The organism is Natronorubrum marinum, assembly GCF_052040125.1.
Classification (GTDB): Archaea; Halobacteriota; Halobacteria; order Halobacteriales; family Natrialbaceae; genus Natronorubrum.
The window spans coordinates 276,972-296,916 of the sequence record NZ_JBPPFV010000003.1; the positions used below are offsets into that span (position 1 = coordinate 276,972).

20 protein-coding genes and 2 pseudogenes are annotated in these 19,945 nt (G+C 65.6%); 14 read left to right on the top strand and 8 right to left on the bottom strand.

All coding sequences use genetic code 11. From position 1 onward, the window contains the following. Positions 1-40 precede the first annotated feature (40 nt). Entirely contained in the window at positions 41-1,627 is a 1,587-nt protein-coding gene (gene serA, locus ACSFC5_RS17635) for a phosphoglycerate dehydrogenase (protein WP_440766556.1), read from the top strand. A gap of 79 nt (positions 1,628-1,706) precedes the next feature. On the opposite strand, the gene ACSFC5_RS17640 is transcribed toward serA, so the two are convergent. From ACSFC5_RS17640 to ACSFC5_RS17660, 5 genes and pseudogenes are all read right to left on the bottom strand, one after another. Beyond that, positions 1,707-2,219: a hypothetical protein gene (locus ACSFC5_RS17640; RefSeq protein ID WP_440766557.1), complete on the bottom strand. Its 513-nt coding sequence runs from the start codon at positions 2,217-2,219 to the stop codon at positions 1,707-1,709. A 124-nt stretch (positions 2,220-2,343) separates the two neighbouring features. Next, positions 2,344-3,147: pseudogene (locus ACSFC5_RS17645) on the bottom strand (TSUP family transporter). Between the two features lie 164 nt (positions 3,148-3,311). Next, the gene (locus ACSFC5_RS17650) at positions 3,312-3,680 is read right to left on the bottom strand and encodes a hypothetical protein (protein ID WP_440766558.1); all 369 of its coding nucleotides are present in this window, start codon (positions 3,678-3,680) and stop codon (positions 3,312-3,314) included. A 93-nt stretch (positions 3,681-3,773) separates the two neighbouring features. Further along, on the bottom strand, positions 3,774-4,280 hold the full coding sequence (locus tag ACSFC5_RS17655) for a GNAT family N-acetyltransferase (RefSeq protein ID WP_440766559.1): 507 nt from the start codon (positions 4,278-4,280) through the stop codon (positions 3,774-3,776). A 518-nt stretch (positions 4,281-4,798) separates the two neighbouring features. Beyond that, positions 4,799-5,407, bottom strand: coding sequence for a class I SAM-dependent methyltransferase (locus ACSFC5_RS17660; protein ID WP_440766560.1), 609 nt, complete (start codon positions 5,405-5,407; stop codon positions 4,799-4,801). A gap of 96 nt (positions 5,408-5,503) precedes the next feature. On the opposite strand from ACSFC5_RS17660, the gene ACSFC5_RS17665 reads away from it, so the two are divergent. Then, positions 5,504-6,280, top strand: coding sequence for a hypothetical protein (locus tag ACSFC5_RS17665; RefSeq protein WP_440766561.1), 777 nt, complete (start codon positions 5,504-5,506; stop codon positions 6,278-6,280). Positions 6,281-6,373: 93 nt separating this feature from the next. Here the strand turns inward: ACSFC5_RS17665 and ACSFC5_RS17670 are convergent, their stop codons facing one another. Next, positions 6,374-6,694, bottom strand: coding sequence for a cupin domain-containing protein (locus ACSFC5_RS17670; RefSeq protein ID WP_440766562.1), 321 nt, complete (start codon positions 6,692-6,694; stop codon positions 6,374-6,376). A gap of 76 nt (positions 6,695-6,770) precedes the next feature. On the opposite strand from ACSFC5_RS17670, the pseudogene ACSFC5_RS17675 reads away from it, so the two are divergent. Together ACSFC5_RS17675 and ACSFC5_RS17680 are read left to right on the top strand one after the other, a co-directional pair. Then, positions 6,771-6,941: pseudogene (locus ACSFC5_RS17675) on the top strand (NAD(P)-dependent oxidoreductase); the annotation flags it as partial. A 239-nt stretch (positions 6,942-7,180) separates the two neighbouring features. Next, positions 7,181-7,369: a hypothetical protein gene (locus tag ACSFC5_RS17680; protein ID WP_440766563.1), complete on the top strand. Its 189-nt coding sequence runs from the start codon at positions 7,181-7,183 to the stop codon at positions 7,367-7,369. Positions 7,370-7,374: 5 nt separating this feature from the next. Here the strand turns inward: ACSFC5_RS17680 and ACSFC5_RS17685 are convergent, their stop codons facing one another. Continuing rightward, a complete protein-coding gene (locus ACSFC5_RS17685; protein ID WP_440766564.1) occupies positions 7,375-7,494 on the bottom strand; it encodes a DUF7577 domain-containing protein in 120 nt (39 codons plus the stop codon). A 164-nt stretch (positions 7,495-7,658) separates the two neighbouring features. Here ACSFC5_RS17685 and ACSFC5_RS17690 point away from each other — a divergent pair, with 164 nt between their 5' ends. The 7 genes from ACSFC5_RS17690 to ACSFC5_RS17720 all read left to right on the top strand — a co-directional run bounded on the left by ACSFC5_RS17690 (position 7,659) and on the right by ACSFC5_RS17720 (position 15,701). Next, positions 7,659-7,949, top strand: a complete 291-nt coding sequence (locus tag ACSFC5_RS17690; protein WP_440766565.1) for a hypothetical protein — start codon at positions 7,659-7,661, stop codon at positions 7,947-7,949. A 135-nt stretch (positions 7,950-8,084) separates the two neighbouring features. Next, a complete protein-coding gene (gene hisI, locus ACSFC5_RS17695; protein WP_440766566.1) occupies positions 8,085-8,456 on the top strand; it encodes a phosphoribosyl-AMP cyclohydrolase in 372 nt (123 codons plus the stop codon). A gap of 6 nt (positions 8,457-8,462) precedes the next feature. Then, entirely contained in the window at positions 8,463-9,632 is a 1,170-nt protein-coding gene (locus tag ACSFC5_RS17700) for a DUF7118 family protein (RefSeq protein ID WP_440766567.1), read from the top strand. A 101-nt stretch (positions 9,633-9,733) separates the two neighbouring features. Beyond that, on the top strand, positions 9,734-13,117 hold the full coding sequence (locus ACSFC5_RS17705) for a PAS domain-containing sensor histidine kinase (protein ID WP_440766568.1): 3,384 nt from the start codon (positions 9,734-9,736) through the stop codon (positions 13,115-13,117). A gap of 123 nt (positions 13,118-13,240) precedes the next feature. Beyond that, complete coding sequence (locus tag ACSFC5_RS17710) at positions 13,241-14,578, top strand: sensor histidine kinase (RefSeq protein ID WP_440766569.1); 1,338 nt, start codon at positions 13,241-13,243, stop codon at positions 14,576-14,578. An 82-nt stretch (positions 14,579-14,660) separates the two neighbouring features. After that, positions 14,661-15,083, top strand: a complete 423-nt coding sequence (locus ACSFC5_RS17715) for a universal stress protein (protein WP_440766570.1) — start codon at positions 14,661-14,663, stop codon at positions 15,081-15,083. A 108-nt stretch (positions 15,084-15,191) separates the two neighbouring features. After that, positions 15,192-15,701 (top strand): HPP family protein, encoded by a 510-nt coding sequence (locus ACSFC5_RS17720; RefSeq protein ID WP_440766571.1) that lies wholly within the window; start codon positions 15,192-15,194, stop codon positions 15,699-15,701. A gap of 111 nt (positions 15,702-15,812) precedes the next feature. On the opposite strand, the gene glmM is transcribed toward ACSFC5_RS17720, so the two are convergent. Beyond that, positions 15,813-17,177 carry a phosphoglucosamine mutase gene (gene glmM / locus ACSFC5_RS17725; RefSeq protein WP_440766572.1) on the bottom strand — a complete coding sequence of 455 codons (1,365 nt, stop codon included), beginning with the start codon at positions 17,175-17,177 and terminating at the stop codon, positions 15,813-15,815. Between the two features lie 81 nt (positions 17,178-17,258). Here glmM and ACSFC5_RS17730 point away from each other — a divergent pair, with 81 nt between their 5' ends. The 3 genes from ACSFC5_RS17730 to ACSFC5_RS17740 all read left to right on the top strand — a co-directional run bounded on the left by ACSFC5_RS17730 (position 17,259) and on the right by ACSFC5_RS17740 (position 19,808). Next, positions 17,259-18,167 carry an HVO_0234 family beta-propeller protein gene (locus ACSFC5_RS17730; RefSeq protein WP_440766573.1) on the top strand — a complete coding sequence of 303 codons (909 nt, stop codon included), beginning with the start codon at positions 17,259-17,261 and terminating at the stop codon, positions 18,165-18,167. Between the two features lie 104 nt (positions 18,168-18,271). Beyond that, on the top strand, positions 18,272-18,799 hold the full coding sequence (locus tag ACSFC5_RS17735) for a hypothetical protein (RefSeq protein ID WP_440766574.1): 528 nt from the start codon (positions 18,272-18,274) through the stop codon (positions 18,797-18,799). Between the two features lie 154 nt (positions 18,800-18,953). Continuing rightward, positions 18,954-19,808, top strand: a complete 855-nt coding sequence (locus ACSFC5_RS17740; protein WP_440766575.1) for a ribose-phosphate diphosphokinase — start codon at positions 18,954-18,956, stop codon at positions 19,806-19,808. Positions 19,809-19,945: the final 137 nt, after the last annotated feature.

The window sequence follows — 19,945 nt, forward strand, 5'->3', positions numbered from 1 at the left end:
CAACGGAAGGGTTTACCTGCTCCACACGATTGTCTCGCGCATGAAGGTACTCGTCACGGATCCGATCGCTGATGCGGGTCTGGACGTTCTCAGAGATGCCGGCCACGAGGTCGAGACAGGCTACGAACTCGAGGGCGCGGCCCTCCTCGAGGCGGTGTCGGACGCCCACGGATTGATCGTCCGCTCGGGTACCGAAGTCACCGACGAGGTCCTCGAGGCGGCCGAAGAACTCGTCATCGTCGGCCGCGCCGGCATCGGCGTCGACAACATCGATATCGACGCTGCCACGGACGAGGGTGTGATCGTCGCCAACGCTCCCGAAGGAAACGTTCGCGCGGCCTCCGAACACACCGTCGCGATGACGTTCGCGGCCGCGCGTTCGATCCCGCAGGCGCACATCCGCCTGAAGAACGGCGAGTGGGCCAAAAGCGAGTATCTCGGTGCCGAACTCGACGACAAGACGCTGGGCGTCGTCGGCCTCGGCCGCGTCGGCCAGGAGGTCGCCAAGAAACTCGACTCGCTGGGGATGGACATCGTCGCCTTCGACCCCTACATCTCCGAGGAGCGCGCCGACCGCCTCGGCGCCGAACTCGTCGACTTCGAGCCGTGTCTCGAGCGCGCGGATTTTCTGACGATCCACACGCCGCTGACCCCCGAGACGGAGGGGATGATCGGCGAGGACGAACTCGACCTGCTCGAGGGCGGCTACATCATCAACGTCGGCCGCGGCGGCATCATTCAGGAGGACGCCCTCGCCGCCAAGGTCGAAGACGGCACGCTCGCCGGCGCGGCGCTGGACGTCTTCGCCGAGGAACCGCTCTCGGCGGACTCGCCGCTGCTCGAGCACGAGGACATCATCGTGACGCCCCACCTCGGCGCGTCGACCGAGGCCGCCCAGGAGAACGTCGCGACCTCGACGGCCGAGCAGGTCAGCGCCGCACTCGTCGGAGACCCCGTCGCGAACGCCCTGAACGCCCCGTCGATCGACGAGGCCGCGTTCCCCCGCCTCGAGCCCTACATCGACATCGCCGAGACGGCCGGCAAGGTCGCCGCCCAGCTCCTCGAGGGGCGTATCGAGGACATCGAGATCACCTACGAAGGGGAGATCGCCGACGAGGACGTCGAGTTCGTCACCGCCAGCGCGCTGAAGGGCGTCTTCGAACCGCTCGAGTGGCAGGTCAACGCCGTCAACGCACCGCAGATCGCGGAGGACCGCGGCGTCGACGTGACGGAATCGAAAACGCGGCAGGCCGCGGACTTCCAGAGCCTGATCTCGGTGACCGTCGGCAACGACGACGATTCGGTGACGGTCGACGGCACCCTCTTCGCGGGCGACGACCCGCGGATCGTCCGCGTCGACGGCTACCGCGTCGACGCCATCCCCCACGGGAAGATGGTCGTCACGCGCAACACCGACGAACCCGGCGTCATCGGCCTCATCGGCTCCGTGATGGGCACACACGACGTTAACATCGCCGGCATGTTCAACGCCCGCGAGACCATCGGCGGCGAGGCGCTGACGGTGTACAACGTCGACAGCCAGGTCCCTGACGAGGCGAAGGCGGAACTCGAGGAAGACGACCGGATCATCGGCATCAACTACATCACGCTGAACGGGCAGAACTGAGCGGCCCGTTCGGCTCGTTTTTGCGGTCTTTTTTCAAACTGGCCGTGTGTGCGCTCGCGGGATGCCGTAGCGAGTGTGCTCAGTACCGGAAGACCGCGGTCGCGATGCCAATCGTCTGCCCGACGTTTACGAGACTGAGTCCCGCGACTAGCACGCCGGTATCGCTCCCGGCTAGCGAGGAACTGGCGTAGACGAGCAAGCCGAGGACGCTAAGGACGGCCCCGAGGAGGTAGCGCCGCGGTGTCTCGGCGACGTGTTGACTCGTGTAGGCAAGCCCCGCAGCCGGGATGAGCATCCAGCCAGCGAGACTGAGCGCAAAGAGTGGCGTCGCCACGACCGGGATCAAAAAGCCGATACCCCCGGCCAGGGTGACGACGAGGCCGGCGAGCAGCACGCGCCGCCACGCACGCAAGACGCCGCGATCCATCGCCGTCCACGAGAGGCCGGTAAAGCCGACGATGATCACTGCCATCACCAGGTGGGCGACGAACAGGGCGTGCTCGCTCGCGAACTCGAGGTGGACGGCGGTGACGAACGTCCACGCGAGCGGAACGAGCACGATGGGGCCGTTTTCCCGAAGCCGACGGAGCATGTGTCTCTCTACGGACTGGCCCGGCACAGCCGTTGTGCCGATCGTACCCCGCTCCAGCACCCGGCCAGCGGACGCCAACGGAACTGCACCACGGTCGTCGGATCGTCGCCGACCGCCGGGTCGTTCAGGCGATTCCGAACCCGCCGAGGACGAGTCGACCGCCGATGAGTGCGAGGAGTACGAGCACGCCTCGCTGCCGGATTCGTTCCGAGAGCTGCGGCCGGACGCGTCGGGCAGCGCGGACTCCAGCGAGAGCCGGGATCGCAAGCGCCACCGAGAGCACGCCGATCGCCAGGGACGGATACAGGCCGAAAGCCACCGCCGCACCCACCCGAACGACGTTGATACCGACGAACACGAGTGCGAGGACGCCGACGAACAGCCCGGCCTCGAGGTCGCGACTCCGGACGTAGGCGACGACCTGTACGCCGACGTTCGTCGCGCCGAAGACGATCCCCGAGACGGCGCCGAGGCCGACCATCATCCCTGGCCGTTCGACGAAACAGCGATCTTCGAGCGCGGCGCGTCCGGGGATCGGAATCGCCCGCTGTGTCGCCCCGACGTACGCAAGCGTGACGAACCCGAACGCGATCGTTAGCGGGTCGGCCGGGATCGACTCGAGTGCGGCCATACCGACGAGCGTGCCGACGAGGGTCGCCAGCACGTAGGGCTAGAAGCGCCGGCTGCACGAGCGGACAGCGTCGGCGTCGAGTTCACCCAGTAGTGAGACGTTCGTCGCGAGAATCGGGACGACCATGAGCACGACCGCGACCGAGGGCTCGACGACGGTCGCCAGTGCCATCGTCCCGACGAGGGCAAAGCCGAAGCCGGCGATACCGGTGACGACGCCGGCCAGGAGAAGTGCTGCGAGGACGAATGCGGCGGTCGTTGGATCGACGGCTCCGATAACCGCGTGCTGTGAGAACACGCTCGTCCGTCTCGTTCGCTCACTTGGAACATAACCCTGCCCGTCCCCGTCGAAATCCTCACTACCAGATCGGTGTCGACTGCCGAATACGGAGGATGAGGTCAGCATACCGACTGGCCTACTCACCCGATCCTGTATTCGGGTGTGGCGGTGACTGAAGCTGCTTATCGAGCGTTGGATTTCATCTCCTCAGCAAACAGATATAGTGCAATCGCGGCAAGCCCGGCGCTGAGAATCCCGGTACCAATCCCGAACGCGAGGAACCGCATGCCACCAAGAAGCCAGAGAACGCCTAAGGCCCCGACGTGGAGAACACCAAGGAGGTACAGAACCGGATCCCAAAATCGAGTCAGAAATAACGCACCGCCGAGAAGAAAACTGACACCGATGACAAAAAACGCCGATTGACTCTCTATCTGGCCAATATAGAGGTTTATCGCTGCAATACAGATCGACAGCAACAGGCCCGTCCAGTGGAGCCAGTTCCACGAGGAAATGTCCGCCATCACTCCACTGGGCTCGATATCGCGCATGCGTCGAAATCTCTGTTCACCGGGTTAGTTAGTTTCCCTTCGATTGTCCAGAACATTTCGACGTATGGTGAACAGAACGCTATCCGAGTCGGATCAGAGTGAATTCTCGTAGACGTACTCCTCGACCTCCTGTTTCAGGTCGCTATCCTGGGTTCCGACCCGTTCGAAGCCGGCCGATTCGTAGAACGAGACGGCCACCTCGTTGTCCACGAGGACGGCAAGGTACAACTGATCGTACTCCCCGCGGAGCGAGTCTTGGATGCGCGTGAGGAGCGACGTGCCGGTCCCCTCGCCCCATCGGTCAGGACGGACATAAATCCGGTTCAGCGACGCGACCGATGGGAGCTCGCGGTGGGGACCGGCATGCGCGAAACCGACGGGTTCGTTCGCTTCCTCGGCGACCAGGAAGACGGCGTCCTCACGGGCACACGCCTCGGTAATCGACGCCCTGAGGTCCTCGAGTGCGTACCACTGGTCGATCGTCTCCGTAACGATCTCGGCTCCGAGGATCGAGTCGTAGGCGGCGTGCCAGCTCTCGCGGGCGATTTCCCGGATTGCCGTCGCGTCGTCTGGGATTGCACATCGAACGTCCGGAGACACGTCCCTCTGTTTGAGACCGCGGTCATAAACTATTTTTCTGCGTCACTGATTGGTCATCGAAATCATCAAAAAATCCCCATCGCTGAGTGGGTGATCACTGGTCTAGTAACAACTGGAACCGTTTACACACTGATCGCACAGCTCACGGGCGCTGTGCGCCCGTTCGCATGGTCCGTGAGATCGTTGATCCCGCGTTATTCGCTTTGCCGCGGTTCTCGCTCACTCCGTTTGCTCACGGGTTGCTTGCGCTCCCCGTTCGCTTTGCCGCGGTTCTCGCTCACTCCGTTCGCTCCGAACCGCGCACGCTCCGAACCGCGCACGCTCCGAACCGCGCACGCTCCGAACCGCGTTGCCCTCGTGCGATCAGGTGTGCACTGACTTCCAGCGGCTACTATAGCTATCCGGAGTGGCGCAGTCCTTGGTAGCCGCCCCTCTATTTGTGTCACACTCGCGCCCTGTATTCAGCACGACTCCTGAAACTCATCTGCTTCCGAGGAATTCGACAGAGCCCCAGTCCGTCATCCCTGATACTCGGCCAGCACGAACGGCACCGAACTCCCCAGCGGATCGTCGACGACCTGCTCCCAGACGATCGCAAAGCCCGCCGTCTCGAGCCCGCTCCGAGTCCGACGCCGGCCGGGTGTGCTGAAGAACATCGACTGGCCGCTTCCGAGCCAGTCGCGTCGGACCGTCTCGTAGCGGCTCGAGCCGACCGTCGCGAGGAGTCGCCCACCTGGTCGGAGGACGCGGGCGAACTCGTCGTAGACGGCCGGATGCTCGTTTCGGGGGACGTGGAAGACGGCGTGATACGCCGTGATCGCGTCGACGGAGTTCGCAGCCAGCGGGACCCTCGTCATCTCACCCTGGAGCAGGTGGGCTTCGGAGACGTTTCCGGCAGCCAACTCGAGTTGGCGACGCGAGAGGTCGAGCCCGATCCGATCGACGCCCGCCAGGTTCGCAAGCGTTCGCATCCCGTCGCCACAGCCGACGTCGAGGACGGTCGCGGCTTCAGGGAGGTCCTCGAGTAGCTCGTTTATCAGGGCGGCATCTTCTCCGTCGGCGCGGCGGGTTCTGGCGTAGTCGTCGGCGACGGCGTCCCATGCCCGTCGGAGTTCCTGTCGATCCATGGGTGGGAGACGGGGGGAGACGGTATGCTGTTGGTGCCAAACGGGTGTGGCCTGTGGTGGCGAGACGCTTTCTCGCTCGGCGTCGTAGCGGTATCGATGACATCCCACGAACCCTCGCGGCTCGCGGTCGCCGTCGAGGCACTCCGTGACCGGGGCTACCGCTGTCCAAATTCACTCGAGACCGATGGGCCGGTCGTGGCGACTGGTGGCGACCACCCAGCAGACGGTCCCGACGCGCCGCTGTCGGTCGAGCGTCTCCGAGATGTCACACCGTTGACCGTCGCCAGCAGCGTCGCGGATGCCGCCCACGCCGGTCGGGCACCGGTGCTCGTCGTCGACGAGTGGGGACTCGAGGCGGCACACGAGATCTTCGGCGACCCGTTCTTGCTCCGTGGCCGTGTCGATGGCTGCCGTCAGTTCTACTCGATTCCGGATCGGATCGCGCTGACCGACGGGCAGTACGCCTGCGTCCGAACCGACGCGGAGCCACGGTGGCGAGAACAGTCGTCGACGACGTCCGCAGTCGATGGCGACCGCGATAGGGCAGGGACCGACGAGCCACGGCTGTTGCTCGAGGCCGACGGTTCGGTCCTGGCCGTCCTCGAGTCGGCCGACGAACTGACCTGCTCCGATCCCGAACCGAACGTGTTCCCCTACCGGTACGGCCGGGGTTCGGACAAGCGTATCCACGTGTTCGATCGGGATCGGGAAGTCGGTCGCTACGCCGGTGTCGCTGCGATGCGGGAGAACGCGTACCGTCCCGTAGCGATGCCGTTGCTCCCCGAACACCACGTCAGAACGGGTGGCCGTCTGGCCCGAGGCGTACTGCTCGCGGTCGCGACGGCCGACGGCCTCGAGTTCCGCCGGCCCTGAAACGAGCTGCTGGCCCGAGCTTTCGGTGGGAACGAAAGCGTCGCGAGTGCGCTGACGCTGACTGCAGGAGTCCGTCTGCGACGGCGAGCGTTCCTACGGTGCCCCCATCAGGACGAACCGGCTCTCGGTGTCGCCGTTGTGGATCTGGTGCGTCGCGTCCGGCGGAATGCGGATCGCGTCACCTTCGGCCATGTCGATCGACTCGTCGTCGACGGTGACCGTCGCTTCGCCTTCCATCAGCAGGTATACTTCTTCGTGACCTTCCTCCTCGTGGTCGTGTTCTTTGCCTTCCCAGCCGGGCGCACACTCCACGACGGTCACGCCCATCTGCTCGCAGTTCAGTTCGTCGCGCAGGAAGTGCATCCCGTTCTGGTGGTCGACGTCGTGATAGTTGGTTTTCGTGTAGTCGGCCATCACAGTTCCCTGCCCACTCCATGCATGATAATTGTTGGCGTTACAGATGACCGGTCAGATTGCAGTCGACTTCGGCGAGGACGGTACGCTCGCCGGCGCGGCGCTGGACGTCTTCGCCGAGGAACCGCTCTCGGCGGACTCGCCGCTGCTCGAGCACGAGGATATCATCGTCACGCCCCACCTCGGTACGTCGACCGAGGCCGCCCGGGAGAACGTCGTCACATCGACGGCCGAACTGTTCGACGCTCCAGAGGCCATCGTGGCGGGGCGCTGACGGTGTACAACATAGACAGTCAGTTCACCGATGAAATGAAGGTGGAACTCGAGGAAGACGACCGGATCATCGGCAGCAACCACGTCACGCTGAACGGAGAGGCCTGAGTCGGTCTCGAGTGCGGCGAGGGCGGTACGGTAGTGACGAATCAGCTGATTGAGACCGTTCGGCGTTCCGCTTCGACTACCGGAATTCCGCAGCCCTCATTACAGATGGCTGTCATCAACCGCGTCGATGACCGAGTTGATTCCGCTGCTCGGTCGCGAAACGGTGGAGATGTCGTCGGGTTCGCGCTGGTAACGGCCGTCTGGTCGCTCCTCTTTCCGTTCGGGACCACGCTGGGGCTCCTGTTCGCCGGCGTCACGGTCGTCTACTGCTTTCGACGGTTGGCCGATCGGTAGTAGGCCTACGGCTTCGCGGGGAGCGTCTGCAGACAGTTTCGGCAGTAGGTGTAGCAGTGGTCGTTCGTCGTTCCACAGGCGCGGCACCTGACCGGTTGATCGATCCGCATGGAGGAACTCATCATTTCCGTTCCGGTTTCGAGGCCAATACCGGCCGCGCTGACGATTGCAAGCAGGCGGGGAACGACGGACTCGAGACTCCGATCGTCCGCCGGGTTTTCGACAGGTCTGATTCACAGCATGCGAGGGTATGCCCATCGGGAGCGTAGTTCTCGGAGAGGCGACCCCAATGTCACTCGTATCCCACCCATCCGAACCCCGATCGACCCCGAGTTCTACCGCCGATGCGGCGGAAAGCCGGTGGATGCTCCGCAAGGGACTCGGCCTCGCCGTCTCTTCGATCTTCGCCCTGCTCCTGTTGACGGTCGGCCTCGAGGTCCTGTCGGGTCTCGTCGTCGTTCCCTCGGACGCCGGGGCGCTCGCGCTCGGTTTCTGGGCCGTTGCGCTGGCGCTCGTGGCGATCCTGCTGGCGCTGCCGTCCGAGGACGACGAGCAGCGCGAAACGCAGCGATCGAACTGACGGCTTTTTCGAACCCGAACGCGACCTGAACCCGTCGCATTCGCCTTCGATGAGGGTACCGACGAGCAGCGGGCGACGACCGAGACGTGATACCGTGACAAAAGACCTATCGGCGTCCCAAACCATCCCTCGTCTATGGACGACGACGTTGCGGTCGACTTCGGCGAGGACGGACTCGTTCCCGCCGTCGCACAGGACGCCGAATCGGGCGAGGTGCTGATGCTGGCCTACGTCTCCCCGGAGGCGCTCGAGCGCACGCGCGAGACGGGCCGGGCCCACTACTACTCTCGGAGCCGGGAGGAACTCTGGGAGAAGGGAAAGACGAGCGGCCACACGCAGGCCGTCGAGGCGGTCCGCGTCGACTGCGACGCCGACACGCTCCTCTATCTCGTCGACCAAGAGGGCGGTGCCTGCCACACCGGCCATCGGTCGTGTTTCTACCGCACGATCGAGGGTGAGAACGTCGGCGAACGAGTGTTTGACCCCGACGCCGTCTACGACGACTGATCGCCCATGAGCGAACGCGTCCACCATTCCGGCACGGATGCGAGCCTCGACGAACAGACGCCGCTCGAGGCGCTCGAAGCGGCCCGCGACCGCTTTTCTCGGGCCGAGGAGCGAATCGAAGACCACGGCGGCGAGGCCGTCACCGACGCGGCCGAGGCGTATCGGGACGCGACGGACCTCCTCGAGGACTACGTCGACCGAGCGACCGGCACCGGTCGGGAGAACTTCCAGGCGTACATCGAACTCGAGGGGAAGTTCGATTCGCTGGTGACGAGTCTCCCCGACGATCTGAAGGGACGCGAGGCGTTCGAGGCGGCCCTCGACGCGATCGACAAGCGGCGACTCAGCGAGTCGGACTTCGAGCGCGCACACGAGGCCTTAGAGCCGGCGGCGCAGTACGCCGAACTGCTCGAGGAGCGCGAGACCGCCCGCGAGGCGATCGACGACGCGCGGACGGCGGCGGCCAAGCGCTACCGGGAACTCGACGACGAGATCGCGGACCACGAGCGACTGCTCGAACTCGCGAACGCGGATCTCGAGGCCCCCGTCGAGGAGCTTCGCGAGCCGATCGAGGCGTACAACGAGGCGATCGACGCGGCGTTTCAGGAGTTCCGACTCGAGGCGTCAGCTAGGGAGGTGTTCGCCCTGCTCGACCGGAGTCGCTGGTACCCCTTCGTCGACTACCAGCAGCCGCCGGACGATCTGGCGGCCTACGTCCGAGACGATCCGGCCGGCGAGTACACGATTCCCGAACTGCTCGAGTACGCGAACTACTCGCGCTCGAAACTCGACCACTACGTCGCGAGCGCGGACGAACTCAAGCGGCGGGTCGCGACCCAGCAGACGTTCCTCGACGGGATCGACGCCGAGCCGTTGACGATCGAGTGGCCGCCGGACGAGGCGGGGACTCTCCGACGACGAACGCGCGAAATGCGGCCGTTCGTCGCCCGCGTCGCGGACGAGGAGTGCGTCGCGGCTCTGCGCTCGATCCGTCGACTCGCGACCGACCCCGAATTCGACTACGACCGACTGCAGACGGCGGCGCAGGCGGTCGCCCAGCTCACCCCCGCCGAACGCGAGCGGCTGGCCGACGGCCGAGTCGCGGACGAACTCGAGGCGCTGCGTACCGAACGGGAACGACTCGAAGCGGCGCTCGAGATCGACGATCCCGTCTAGGGACTCACTCGAGACGATCATCGCGAAGCTGTTTGGGACGTTCCGGACCGCAGTAGCGATGGCGAGCGAGGCTTTTTCTTTCCTTGTCGTCTGTACTATACATGACCGAACGTCGGGATCAGCAACTCCAGGAGAGCGACCAGCAGTTCCGCTCGCTCGTCAATGCCGTCGAGGAGTATGCGATTTTCATGCTCGATCCCGAGGGCTACGTCGTCACGTGGAACGAGGGGGCCAGACAGATCAAGGGCTACGAGCGCGAGGAAATTTTGGGCGAACACTTCTCGCGGTTTTACACCGACGCGGATCGGAATGCGGGAGTTCCGGCGCGGAACCTCGAGACCGCCACCGAATCGGAGTCGGTCGAGGACGAGGGGTGGCGCGTCAGAAAGGACGGGACGGAGTTCTGGGCGAACGTCCGGATCACCACCGTCAGAGACGACGACGGATCGCTCCAGGGCTACGCGAAGGTCACGCGGGATATGACCGACCGTCGCGAACGCGAACGACAACTCCAGCGCGAACGCAATCTAACGGATCGAATCCTCGAGACCAGTCCCGTCGGCATTCAGGTGCTCGACACCGACGGCGAGGTTACCCGGATGAACGAACGGCTCAGAGATATTCTCGACGTTTCGAAGGAGGCGGCTGCCACGTACGAGCCGTCGGATAGCGTCGTCTACGACGAAGCCGGCAATCGACTCTCGGTCGACGACTACCCGTTCGCACACACGCTGGCGACGGGCGAACCGGTCTCCGACCGCGTGCTTCGAATCGAACGGTCCGACGGCGACGACCGGTGGCTCTCGACGAACACGGCGCCGTTGCGCTCCGAAGACGGCGAGATCGACCGCGTCGTTACCTCCGCGGAGGACGTTACCCATCTCAAAGAGCGCGAACGGCGACTCGAGCGCCGAACTGACGAGCTCTCGGCCGAGTTGAGCGAAGTGCACGGTCGGATCACGGACGGTCTCATCGCGCTCGACGAGGACTGGGTATTCACCCACGTCAACGAGCGAGCCGAGGAGATCCTCGAGACCGGGCGCGAAGACCTCCTCGGCGAGACGCTCTGGGAGACGTTCCCCGACCTGGCCGGGACGTCGTTCGAAACGTGCTACCGAGAGGCGATGGAGAGCCAGGAGTCGACCGCCATTACGGGGTACTACCCGGCGCTCGACACCTGGTTCAAAGACTACGTCTACCCGTCCGAAACGGGGCTCTCGATCTACTTTCGCGACGTCTCCGAGCAGAAGGCACGCGAGCGAGAGCGCGACCGCTACGAGACGCTCGTCGAGACGATCGACGACGGGGTGTACGCGCTCGACGCGGACCGGCGGTTCACATTGGTCAACGACGGCTTCCTCGCGATGACCGGCTTCGCTCGAGAGGAACTGCTCGGCGCGCACGCGTCCGCCGTCTTCGGCGACGAGTTCGACGCGATCGAAACGGAACGGTCGAGCGTCGACGAGGCCGACGCGAACCCGACCTTCGAGGAGTCGATCCGAACGGCGACGGGCGAGGAACTCACGATCGAGAGTCGATTCGCCGTCCTCGAGGACGAAGACGTCCGCGTCGGCGTCACCCGCGACATCACCGAGCGCAAGGAGCGCGAGCGGATCCTCGAGGAGTCCGAACAGCGCTACCGGACGCTGGTCGACTCCTTCCCCAACGGTCTCGTGACCCTGTTCGACCACGACCGCCGGTACACGCTGGCGGCGGGGCAGGGGTTCGATCGCATCCCCGTCGAACCCGACGATATCGAGGGAGAAACCGTCGTAGACGCCTGGCCCGACGACACGGCCGACGCGCTCGAGCCGATCTTTCGGGCCGCCCTCGAGGGCGAGGAAGCCGCGGCCGAAATGACGTACGCGGACCGCGAGTGGCGCGTGCGGGCGATCCCGATCACGGACGAGCGGGGCGACGTCTTCGCCGGGATGACGATGTCGCAGGATATCACGGAGCAGAAAGGCTACGAGCGGTATCTCGAGGACGCGAAAGCCCAGCTCGAGGCGGCGACCGAAGCCGGTGCGGTCGGCACCTGGGAGTGGCAGATCCAGGCGGACCGATTCGTCACCGGCGCGTCGTTCGCTCGGACCTTCGGCATCGATCCCGAGGCCGCTCGCGAGGGGGTCCCACTCGACCGGATCACGTCGTCGGTCCACGAGGCGGATCGCGAGCGCGTCGAAGCGGCGATCACCGACGCCGTCACGTCCTGCGGTGAGTACGAGGAGGAGTACCGCGTCTGGAACGCAGACGGGGAGTTGCGGTGGGTCGTCGCTCGCGGCTACGTCGAAACCGACGAGACGGGGATTCCCGAGACGTTCCCCGGTGCGATCACGGACATCACGGATCGAAAGCGCGCCGAAATCGCCCTCGAGAAGAGTCAGAAACAGCTCCAGACGCTGTTCGAACTCCTGCCCGTCGGCGTCGTGGTCGCGAACGCCGACGGCCAACTCGTCGAGGCCAACGACGCCGCCGAGGATATTTGGGGCGGAGACGTCTTCGACGCGGACTCGGTCGACGACTACGAGCGGTACTCCGCACGCTGGGCCGACACGGGTGAACCGGTCGAACCCGAGGAGTGGACGATGGCTCGCGTCCTCGGGGGGGAGGTCGTCACGGATCCGGACATCTTCGCGATCGACGCCGCCGACGGCGAGGAACGGATCGTCATGATCCACGGGATGCCGGTCCGCGACGCGAACGGCGAGATCAGTCGCGGCGTCGTCACCCAGACGGAGATCACCGAACGTCGGGAGTACCAGCGGAAACTCGAGGAGACGATTTCGAAACTCGAGACGTCGAACGAGCGCCTCGAGCACTTCGCCTACGCCGCCTCCCACGACTTACAGGAGCCGCTGCGGATGGTCTCGAGCTATCTCCAGCTCATCGACCGTCGGTACGCGGACGACCTCGACGCGGACGCGGAGGAGTTCCTCGCGTTCGCGATCGACGGCGCCGACCGCATGCGCGACATGATCGACGGACTGCTCGCCTACTCCCGGGTCGACACGCAGGGCGACCCGCTCGAGCCGACTGACCTCGAGACCGTCGTCGCGGACGCGCTCGAGGACCTCCAGTTCCGGATTAGCGAGGAACGGGCCGAGGTCACGGTCGAGTCGCTGCCGCGGGTTCGTGGCGACGCCAACCAGCTTCGGCAGGTGTTTCAGAACCTCCTCTCGAACGCACTCGAGTACAGCGGCGACGAGCCGCGAGTCCGCATCGAGAGCGAACGCGACGGCGGAATGTGGACCGTCTCGGTCACCGACGAGGGTATCGGCATCGATCCCGCTGAGATTCACCGCATCTTCGAGGTGTTCCAGCGCCTGCACAGCCGCGACGAACACCCGGGAACGGGAATCGGGCTCGCGCTCTGTCAGCGGATCCTCGAACGCCACGGCGGGGAGATCCGAGTCGACTCGACGCCCGGCGAGGGCTCGACGTTCTCCGTGTCGCTGCCGGCGGTGGATCGCCGGCTCGAGGACTGAGACGCCGGCTCGAGGACGCGAATCGGTCGCTCTCCCTCATCGGTCGGCATAACTGACTGTCCGAAAGATATTACTAAATTGACACCAATTTGTTCATATGCGTCGATATCCTATCGAGTGGCGATGAGTTACTGGAACCGCCTCCTCACCGTACTGGGCGTTCTTTTGCTTGCCAGTGCGGCCGGATCGATGCTGTACACGCTGATCGGTAACGGGGATCGTCCGGAGGTGGTTCTGGTGGAAGTGGTTATCGACGCCGTGCTGATCGGGTTCCCGGGTGCCGTAATGGTGTACACCGGCCTGTGGCTACCGACCACGACGATTCCCGCCGAACTCTACTCGCGGATCGTCACGTGGACCGGCGGCGGGATCGCCGTGATGGGGGTTGTCGTGGGCTTGCGCAGTCTGCATCCCGGTATCGAAGTCGATCTCACCGGCGGAACGCAGCTGGTCTTGCTGTCGATCGGATCGGTCACCGGACTGCTGGCCGGCGTCCAGAACGCACGCACCCTCACGCAGGCGAGAGCGCTCGAGCGGAAAAACGCCGAACTGGAACAAAAGCACGAACTCGAGCGACAGAACGAGCGGCTGCGGCGGACGGAACGGCGCCTCGAGGAGGCGGTTTCGGAGCTGGAATCCTCGAACGAGCGCTTAGAGGAGTTCGCGTACGCCGCCTCCCACGACTTACAGGAGCCGCTGCGGATGGTGACGAGCTACCTCGAACTCCTCGAGCGCCGGTACGGCAACGACCTCGATTCGGACGCCGAGGAGTTCATCGCGTACGCCGTCGACGGTGCCGATCGAATGCGCGCGATGATCGACGGACTCCTCGAGTACTCCCGGGTCGAAACGGAGGGGGGATCGTTCGACGCCGTCGATCTGGACGCCGTCCTCGACGACGTCTGCACCGACTTACAGCTCAAAATCGAGGAGACCGACGCCGAACTCACCCGCGACCCGTTACCTACCGTCGACGGCGACGAGAATCAGTTGCGACAGGTGTTCCAGAACCTCCTCTCGAACGCGATCGACTACAGCGGCGACGAACCGCCGCGAATTCACGTTTCGGCCGACCCGCCGCAAGACGACGGTGCAGCCCCAGCGCAGGGGCAATCCGAGTGGACGATCGCCGTCCGTGACGAGGGGATCGGTATCGATCCCGACGACCGCGACCGCATCTTCAACATCTTTCAGCGACTGCACTCGATCGACGAACGGAGCGGCTCGGGCATCGGGCTGGCGGTGTGCAAGCGGATCGTCGAGCGCCACGGCGTCCGGGCGAACGGCGCGAGACCGGGCTCGACGGACGAGCGAAGTGAGTCTGTCGGCGGCGAGATCTGGGTGGAGTCCGAGCCGGGCGTGGGGTCGACGTTTCGCTTCACGCTGCCCGAGCAGACTCGGGAACCAAAGAGTCGACAGTCGGGCGGAGGGCCGATCGGTAGTCTCCCCCGCGACGACTGATCCGACCGAGAGGCGTACTCGATAGTCATCAGTTAGAACAGCCGGGACGATGACTGAAGGCGACGGCCGTCCTACGGCCGGTATGACCAGACACCTGCTCGTTCCGATGGACGACTCCGAACCGGCTCGAGCGGCCCTCGAACACGCCGTCTCGCTCTTTCCGGACGACGAGGTGAGGGTGCTCCACGTGGTCGACGATCTCGAGGCGGGCTACGGAGGCGGTCGGCCGCCGGTGACGACCGGGGGCGAGAAGCGCGCGGACGATGACGAACCCGACTTTTTTGAGGACGTACGCTCGATCGCGGCCACACACGACCGGACGGTCGAGACGACCGTCATCGAGGGAACGTCGGCCGACGCGATCCTCGAGTACGCCCGCGAGCACGACGTCGATCAGATCGTGATGGGCAGCCAGGGTCGATCGGGCGTCTCGCGAATACTGCTCGGCAGCATCGCGGAGGCCGTGACGCGGAAGTCGTCGGTGCCAGTGACGATCGTTCCGTAGCCGTCGGTCCGAATAGCACGGTCATCCAGATGCGATCCAAACCCGGCTCGAGAAGTTGACAACCGTCGAATCATCGGGGTTTTTCGTATGAGGAACGTAGGGACGGCTATGGACGATCGGCTGGGAACGACGCTGCACACCGGTCTCCTCATCTCGACGACGGCCGCGATGGCGTGGCTATCCGGTCTCCCGCTGCTCTTTCCGAGTCTCGGCCCGTCCGCGTTCGTGCTCGCGCTGTTTCAGGACAGCGACGCGACCGCCCCGCGACGGGTGATCGGCGGCCACGCGATCGGCGTCGCGGCCGGTCTCTTTGCCTACCACCTGCTCGGGGCCAGCGTGTCGATGACGACCGTGGCCGATCCCGGGACGTTCGAGGGGCTTCGACTCGCTGCGAGTAGCGTGCTGGCGACAATGCTGACCGTGGCCGGCATGCTCTTCACCGATACGCGTCATCCACCGGCGTGTGCGACGACGCTGATCGTCTCGCTCGGGCTGCTGTCGACGCTCCTCGAGGGGACGTTGATCGTCGTTACCGTCGTGGTGCTCGTCGCCGCCCACCAACTCCTGCTCGCGACGGAGCGAGCGGGAGCGCGGTACGAACGGAAGTTTCGGTCGTAGCGACTCGAGTCGGGCTGTTTCTACCGGGCTACGAGCGCCCTCGTCGGTCGGGCTCGACCAGCAGTTTCGGCGGGAAAAACATGCGTCGCGATCAGTCGAAATCGAGCGCGATCAGGCGTTGGCTTTCGCGTCGGCGAGCGTTTCGTACATCTCCTCGGCCAGTTCGTTCGCGCGGTCGCCGTCGCGGGCTTCGGCGTAGATTCGGACGAGCGGTTCGGTGCCCGAGGGCCGTGCGAGCACCCACGCGTCGCCGTGATCCAGTCGGTAGCCGTCGCGCGTGTTGAGTTCGGCGTCGGAGGCCTGGGCGTGGTTCGCCGCGGCGTCGATCATCGCGTCGCGTTCGGCCGTCGACTCGTACTCGATGTTGTAGCGCACGTTCGCGTAGTCGTCGTAGGGCGCGACGATCTCGCTGACGGATCGCTCGGCGACGAGTTCGAGGAACCGGGCCGCGGTGAACGCGCCGTCGCGCGAGAGCCGGAAGGCGGGGAAGAAGATCCCGCCGTTGCCCTCGCCCGCGATCGGGACGCGTTTCCCCTTCTCCTCGAGTTCCTCGATTCGAGTGATGATGTTCGTCGAGCCGATTGGCGTCAGTTCGAGGTTCGCGCCGACGTCGCTGACGACGTCGACCAGTCGCTGGGAGACGTTGACGGCGGAGACGGTCGTATCGCCGGCCTCGAGTTCGGCCGCCGCGAGCGCGGCGAGCGTGGCGTCGCCCGAAACGTACTCGCCGTTCTCGTCGAAGAAGATGGCGCGGTCGGCGTCGCCGTCGTGGGCGATGCCGATGTCGGCGTCGGTGGCCCGGACGAGTTGGCCGAGGTCCGCTAAGTTGTCGGGCACTGGCTCGGGATCTCGGCCGGGAAAGTGGCCGTCCGGCTGGCCGTTGACGGTGACGACGCGGCAGCCGAGTTCGCGGAAGAACTCGGGGCTCGTGAGGGTCCCGGAGCCGTGGCCGGGATCGAGCGCGACCGTCAGCTCCGCGTCGGCGATGGTCTCCCGGTCGGAGGCGGCGAGCAGTTCCTCGACGTACTCTCGAGTGATCCCTTCGATCTCCCGAACGCGGCCGGTCTCGTCCCAGGGCGCGACGGTGGCCGACTCGGCGAGTAACACCTGTTCGATGTCCTCCAGATCCGAGACCGCGAGTTCGATCCCGTCGCGGCCGACGAGTTTGACACCGTTGTACTGCGGCGGGTTGTGCGAGGCCGTGATCACGATGACGGGGACCCCCTCCCGCTCGGCGTAAAACTGTGCGCCCGGCGTCGGCAGCACCCCGAGTCGATCGACGTCCGTTCCCGTGCTGGCGAGTCCGCTCGCGGCCGCGTCGGCCAGCATCCGCCCGGTGTAGCGCGTGTCCCGCGCGATAGCAACCCGCTCGGCTCCCCAGGCCGTCCCCGCCGCTTTCGCGACGCGGAGAACGAACGCGGGCGTCAGCTCCTCGTTGGCGACGCCGCGTGTCCCGCTCGATCCGAATACTTGCATGGGTCCTAGTCGGGGCGGACTCCCCAAAGGGATTCCGAAGCAGACAGAACGCTTTCGGCGCGCGACCACGACTGTCCACGTATGGATGCTATCGAGGAGAAGCGCGTCTACGGCGGCCGCGAGGGGGCCCTCGAGGTCTACGTCGCGAGTTCGATCGGCGTCGTGCGCGTCCGCGTCGCCGGCGACACCGTCGGCGAGTTCGGGCTCTGTGACCGCACTCCCGCTCGCGACATCGCCGCGACCGGCGAGACCGTTGCTATCGCGACCGACGAGGACGTACAGGTGCTCGGGCTCGAGCGCGGGGATCGGGAGGCCCGCGCGGCGGAAGTCGATTCGAATGAGTCCGACGAAACGTTCGTCGACACCGGCTTCGGTCCCGCTGTCGCCGTCGGCACCCACGGCTCGGATCTGATCGCCGCCAGTCCCGATGGCGATGTCGCTCGACTACCGGCCGAAGCGGATACCGATTCGGAACCCCGCGAGTGGGAGTTTCTCGAGCACAACGGCGTCGCGACGGTTCGTGCGATCGCCGGCGGTCTCGTCGGCACCGACAGCGGCGTCTACCGCGTCCACGACGGTGAACTCGATCACGCCGGCCTCTCGGACGTTCGAGACGTCTCCGCGGCCGGCGTTCCGCTCGCTGCGACCGCCGACGGGCTCTACAAGCTCGGCAACGGCTGGATGGAGGCCCTCGAGGGATCGTTTGAGATCGTCGCGGCGGACCCACAAACCGATCCGGGTCGTCTCGAGCGCGCTCACGCCGTCTCGGGAGAAGCCATCTACGCTTACAGCGCCGACGCGGAGACGTGGCGGGAGTACGACCGCTCGACGGAGTCGATTGCCGGGATTGGCTACGGGGAGACGGTCTACGCCGTTACGGAGCGTGGATCATTTCTCTCGGCGACGCCCGACGATAGTAGCGGCCCGTGGCGATCACAGACGATCGGTGTCGGGGACGTGACGGGACTCGCCGTTCCCCGAGACGAGTAACGACCCGCCGCCGGCTTCGGGATGGTCTCGTTCCCAACCCTCGTTCTCGACGAACGGATCGTCTGACGGAGATTTAACTATCTTCGATACTTTCCTCTTCCAATATGAGTGGGATATCACGCCGCCGATTACTGGGCGCGACCGGGGTTGGTCTCGCCGGCGCCATCGCGGGCTGCTCAGGCAGCGCCGACGACGAGAACGGGGACGACGACAGTACTGAAGACGAGGAGACGCCCGAGGAGGAAGAGACCGACAGCTCGACCGGCTCTTCGGGATCGGTCTCCGGGGCGATCATCGTCGATAACCTATCCGCTACCGACCAGCAGATCGACCTGCTGGTCCAGCTCGACGACGGAATCGCCGTCTGGGAGACGGAGACGATCGAGGCCGGCCGGACCGCCTCGATCGAGCGCGACTGGGCGGCCGACGCCGGCCAGTTCCGCGTCACGGCCCGGCTCAACGAGGGCGAACCGGTCGACATCACGCCGTCGAACTGGAACGCCGCCGACTGCCTCAGCATCTTCGTCCGGATCACGGGCGACGACAACATGACGTACTCGAGCAACGCCACCGACGGCAACTGCGGCGGAGCCGCGGATCGCGAGGACGACGGCGACGACGGCGATACGTAGCACCGCTTCGAACCTCGCTCGACCGCGTGATCGGCCGCATCGGTTCCGCCGAGCCGTCTTCCGTTTTCAGTCGCGGTGGGAACGCCGCCGAGTTCGAACGCTCGTGCCGCGGGAGAACGAAAACGGGTTTAGCCCCCGTCCTGTCCACTCGAGTATGACCACGATCGTCAGCGGATCCGCGTCGCAGACGCTGGCCGCTGCCCTCGCACGCGAACTCGAGGAACCGCTCGCTCCCGTCGAGTACGACCGCTTTCCGGACGGCGAACTGCTCGCTGGCGTCCCCGACTTCGACGACGACCGCGCTATCGTCGTCGCCTCGACGGTCTCGAGCGACGCCCACCTCGAACTCCTCCAGTTGCAAGACGCCGTTCGGGAGGCTGGCGTCGAGGAGGTCGTCACCGTCCTGCCGTACATGGGCTACGGCCGGCAGGACGCGGCCTTCGAGGCGGGCCACCCCGTCTCCGCTCGGGCGGTCGCCCGCGCCGTCTCGACCGGTGCCGATCGCGTGCTCACGGTCAACCCGCACGAAAAAGCGGTCTGTGAGTTCTTCGAGCCCACGGCGACGCCCATCGACGCGGCCGGCCGACTGTCCGACCCCCTCCCCGCGGACCTCGAGGACCCGGTCTTTCTCTCCCCCGACGCGGGCGCGATCGACCTCGCCGAGACGGTCCGGGACGCCTACGGCGACGGCGAGACGGACTACTTCGAGAAGACTCGCCACTCCGGGACGGAGGTCGAGATCACGCCCAGCGACGTCGACGTGGCCGGCCGCGACGTCGTCGTCACCGACGATATCATCGCGACGGGATCGACCATGAGCGAGGCCGTCGGCGTCCTCCGAAACCGCGGCGTCGGCCGCGTGTTCGTCACCTGCGTCCACCCGCTGCTCGCGCGCAACGCGGTGACGAAGCTCTCTCGAGCGGGGGTCGAAGCGATCTACGGCACCGACACGATCGAGCGCGGGGCGAGTGCGGTCTCGGTCGCACCGGCGCTCGCGGCGGAGCTGTAACGATTCGCGTTCGGCTCGGTCGTCGGTCACAAACCGATTCTCCGGCGGCTACCTGTTCGCATCGCTGAGTAAGGGTTAACTCGCATTATCGCACACGTTCGCGTAGCGATAGCTGGGGAAGACGACACCCAACGGGC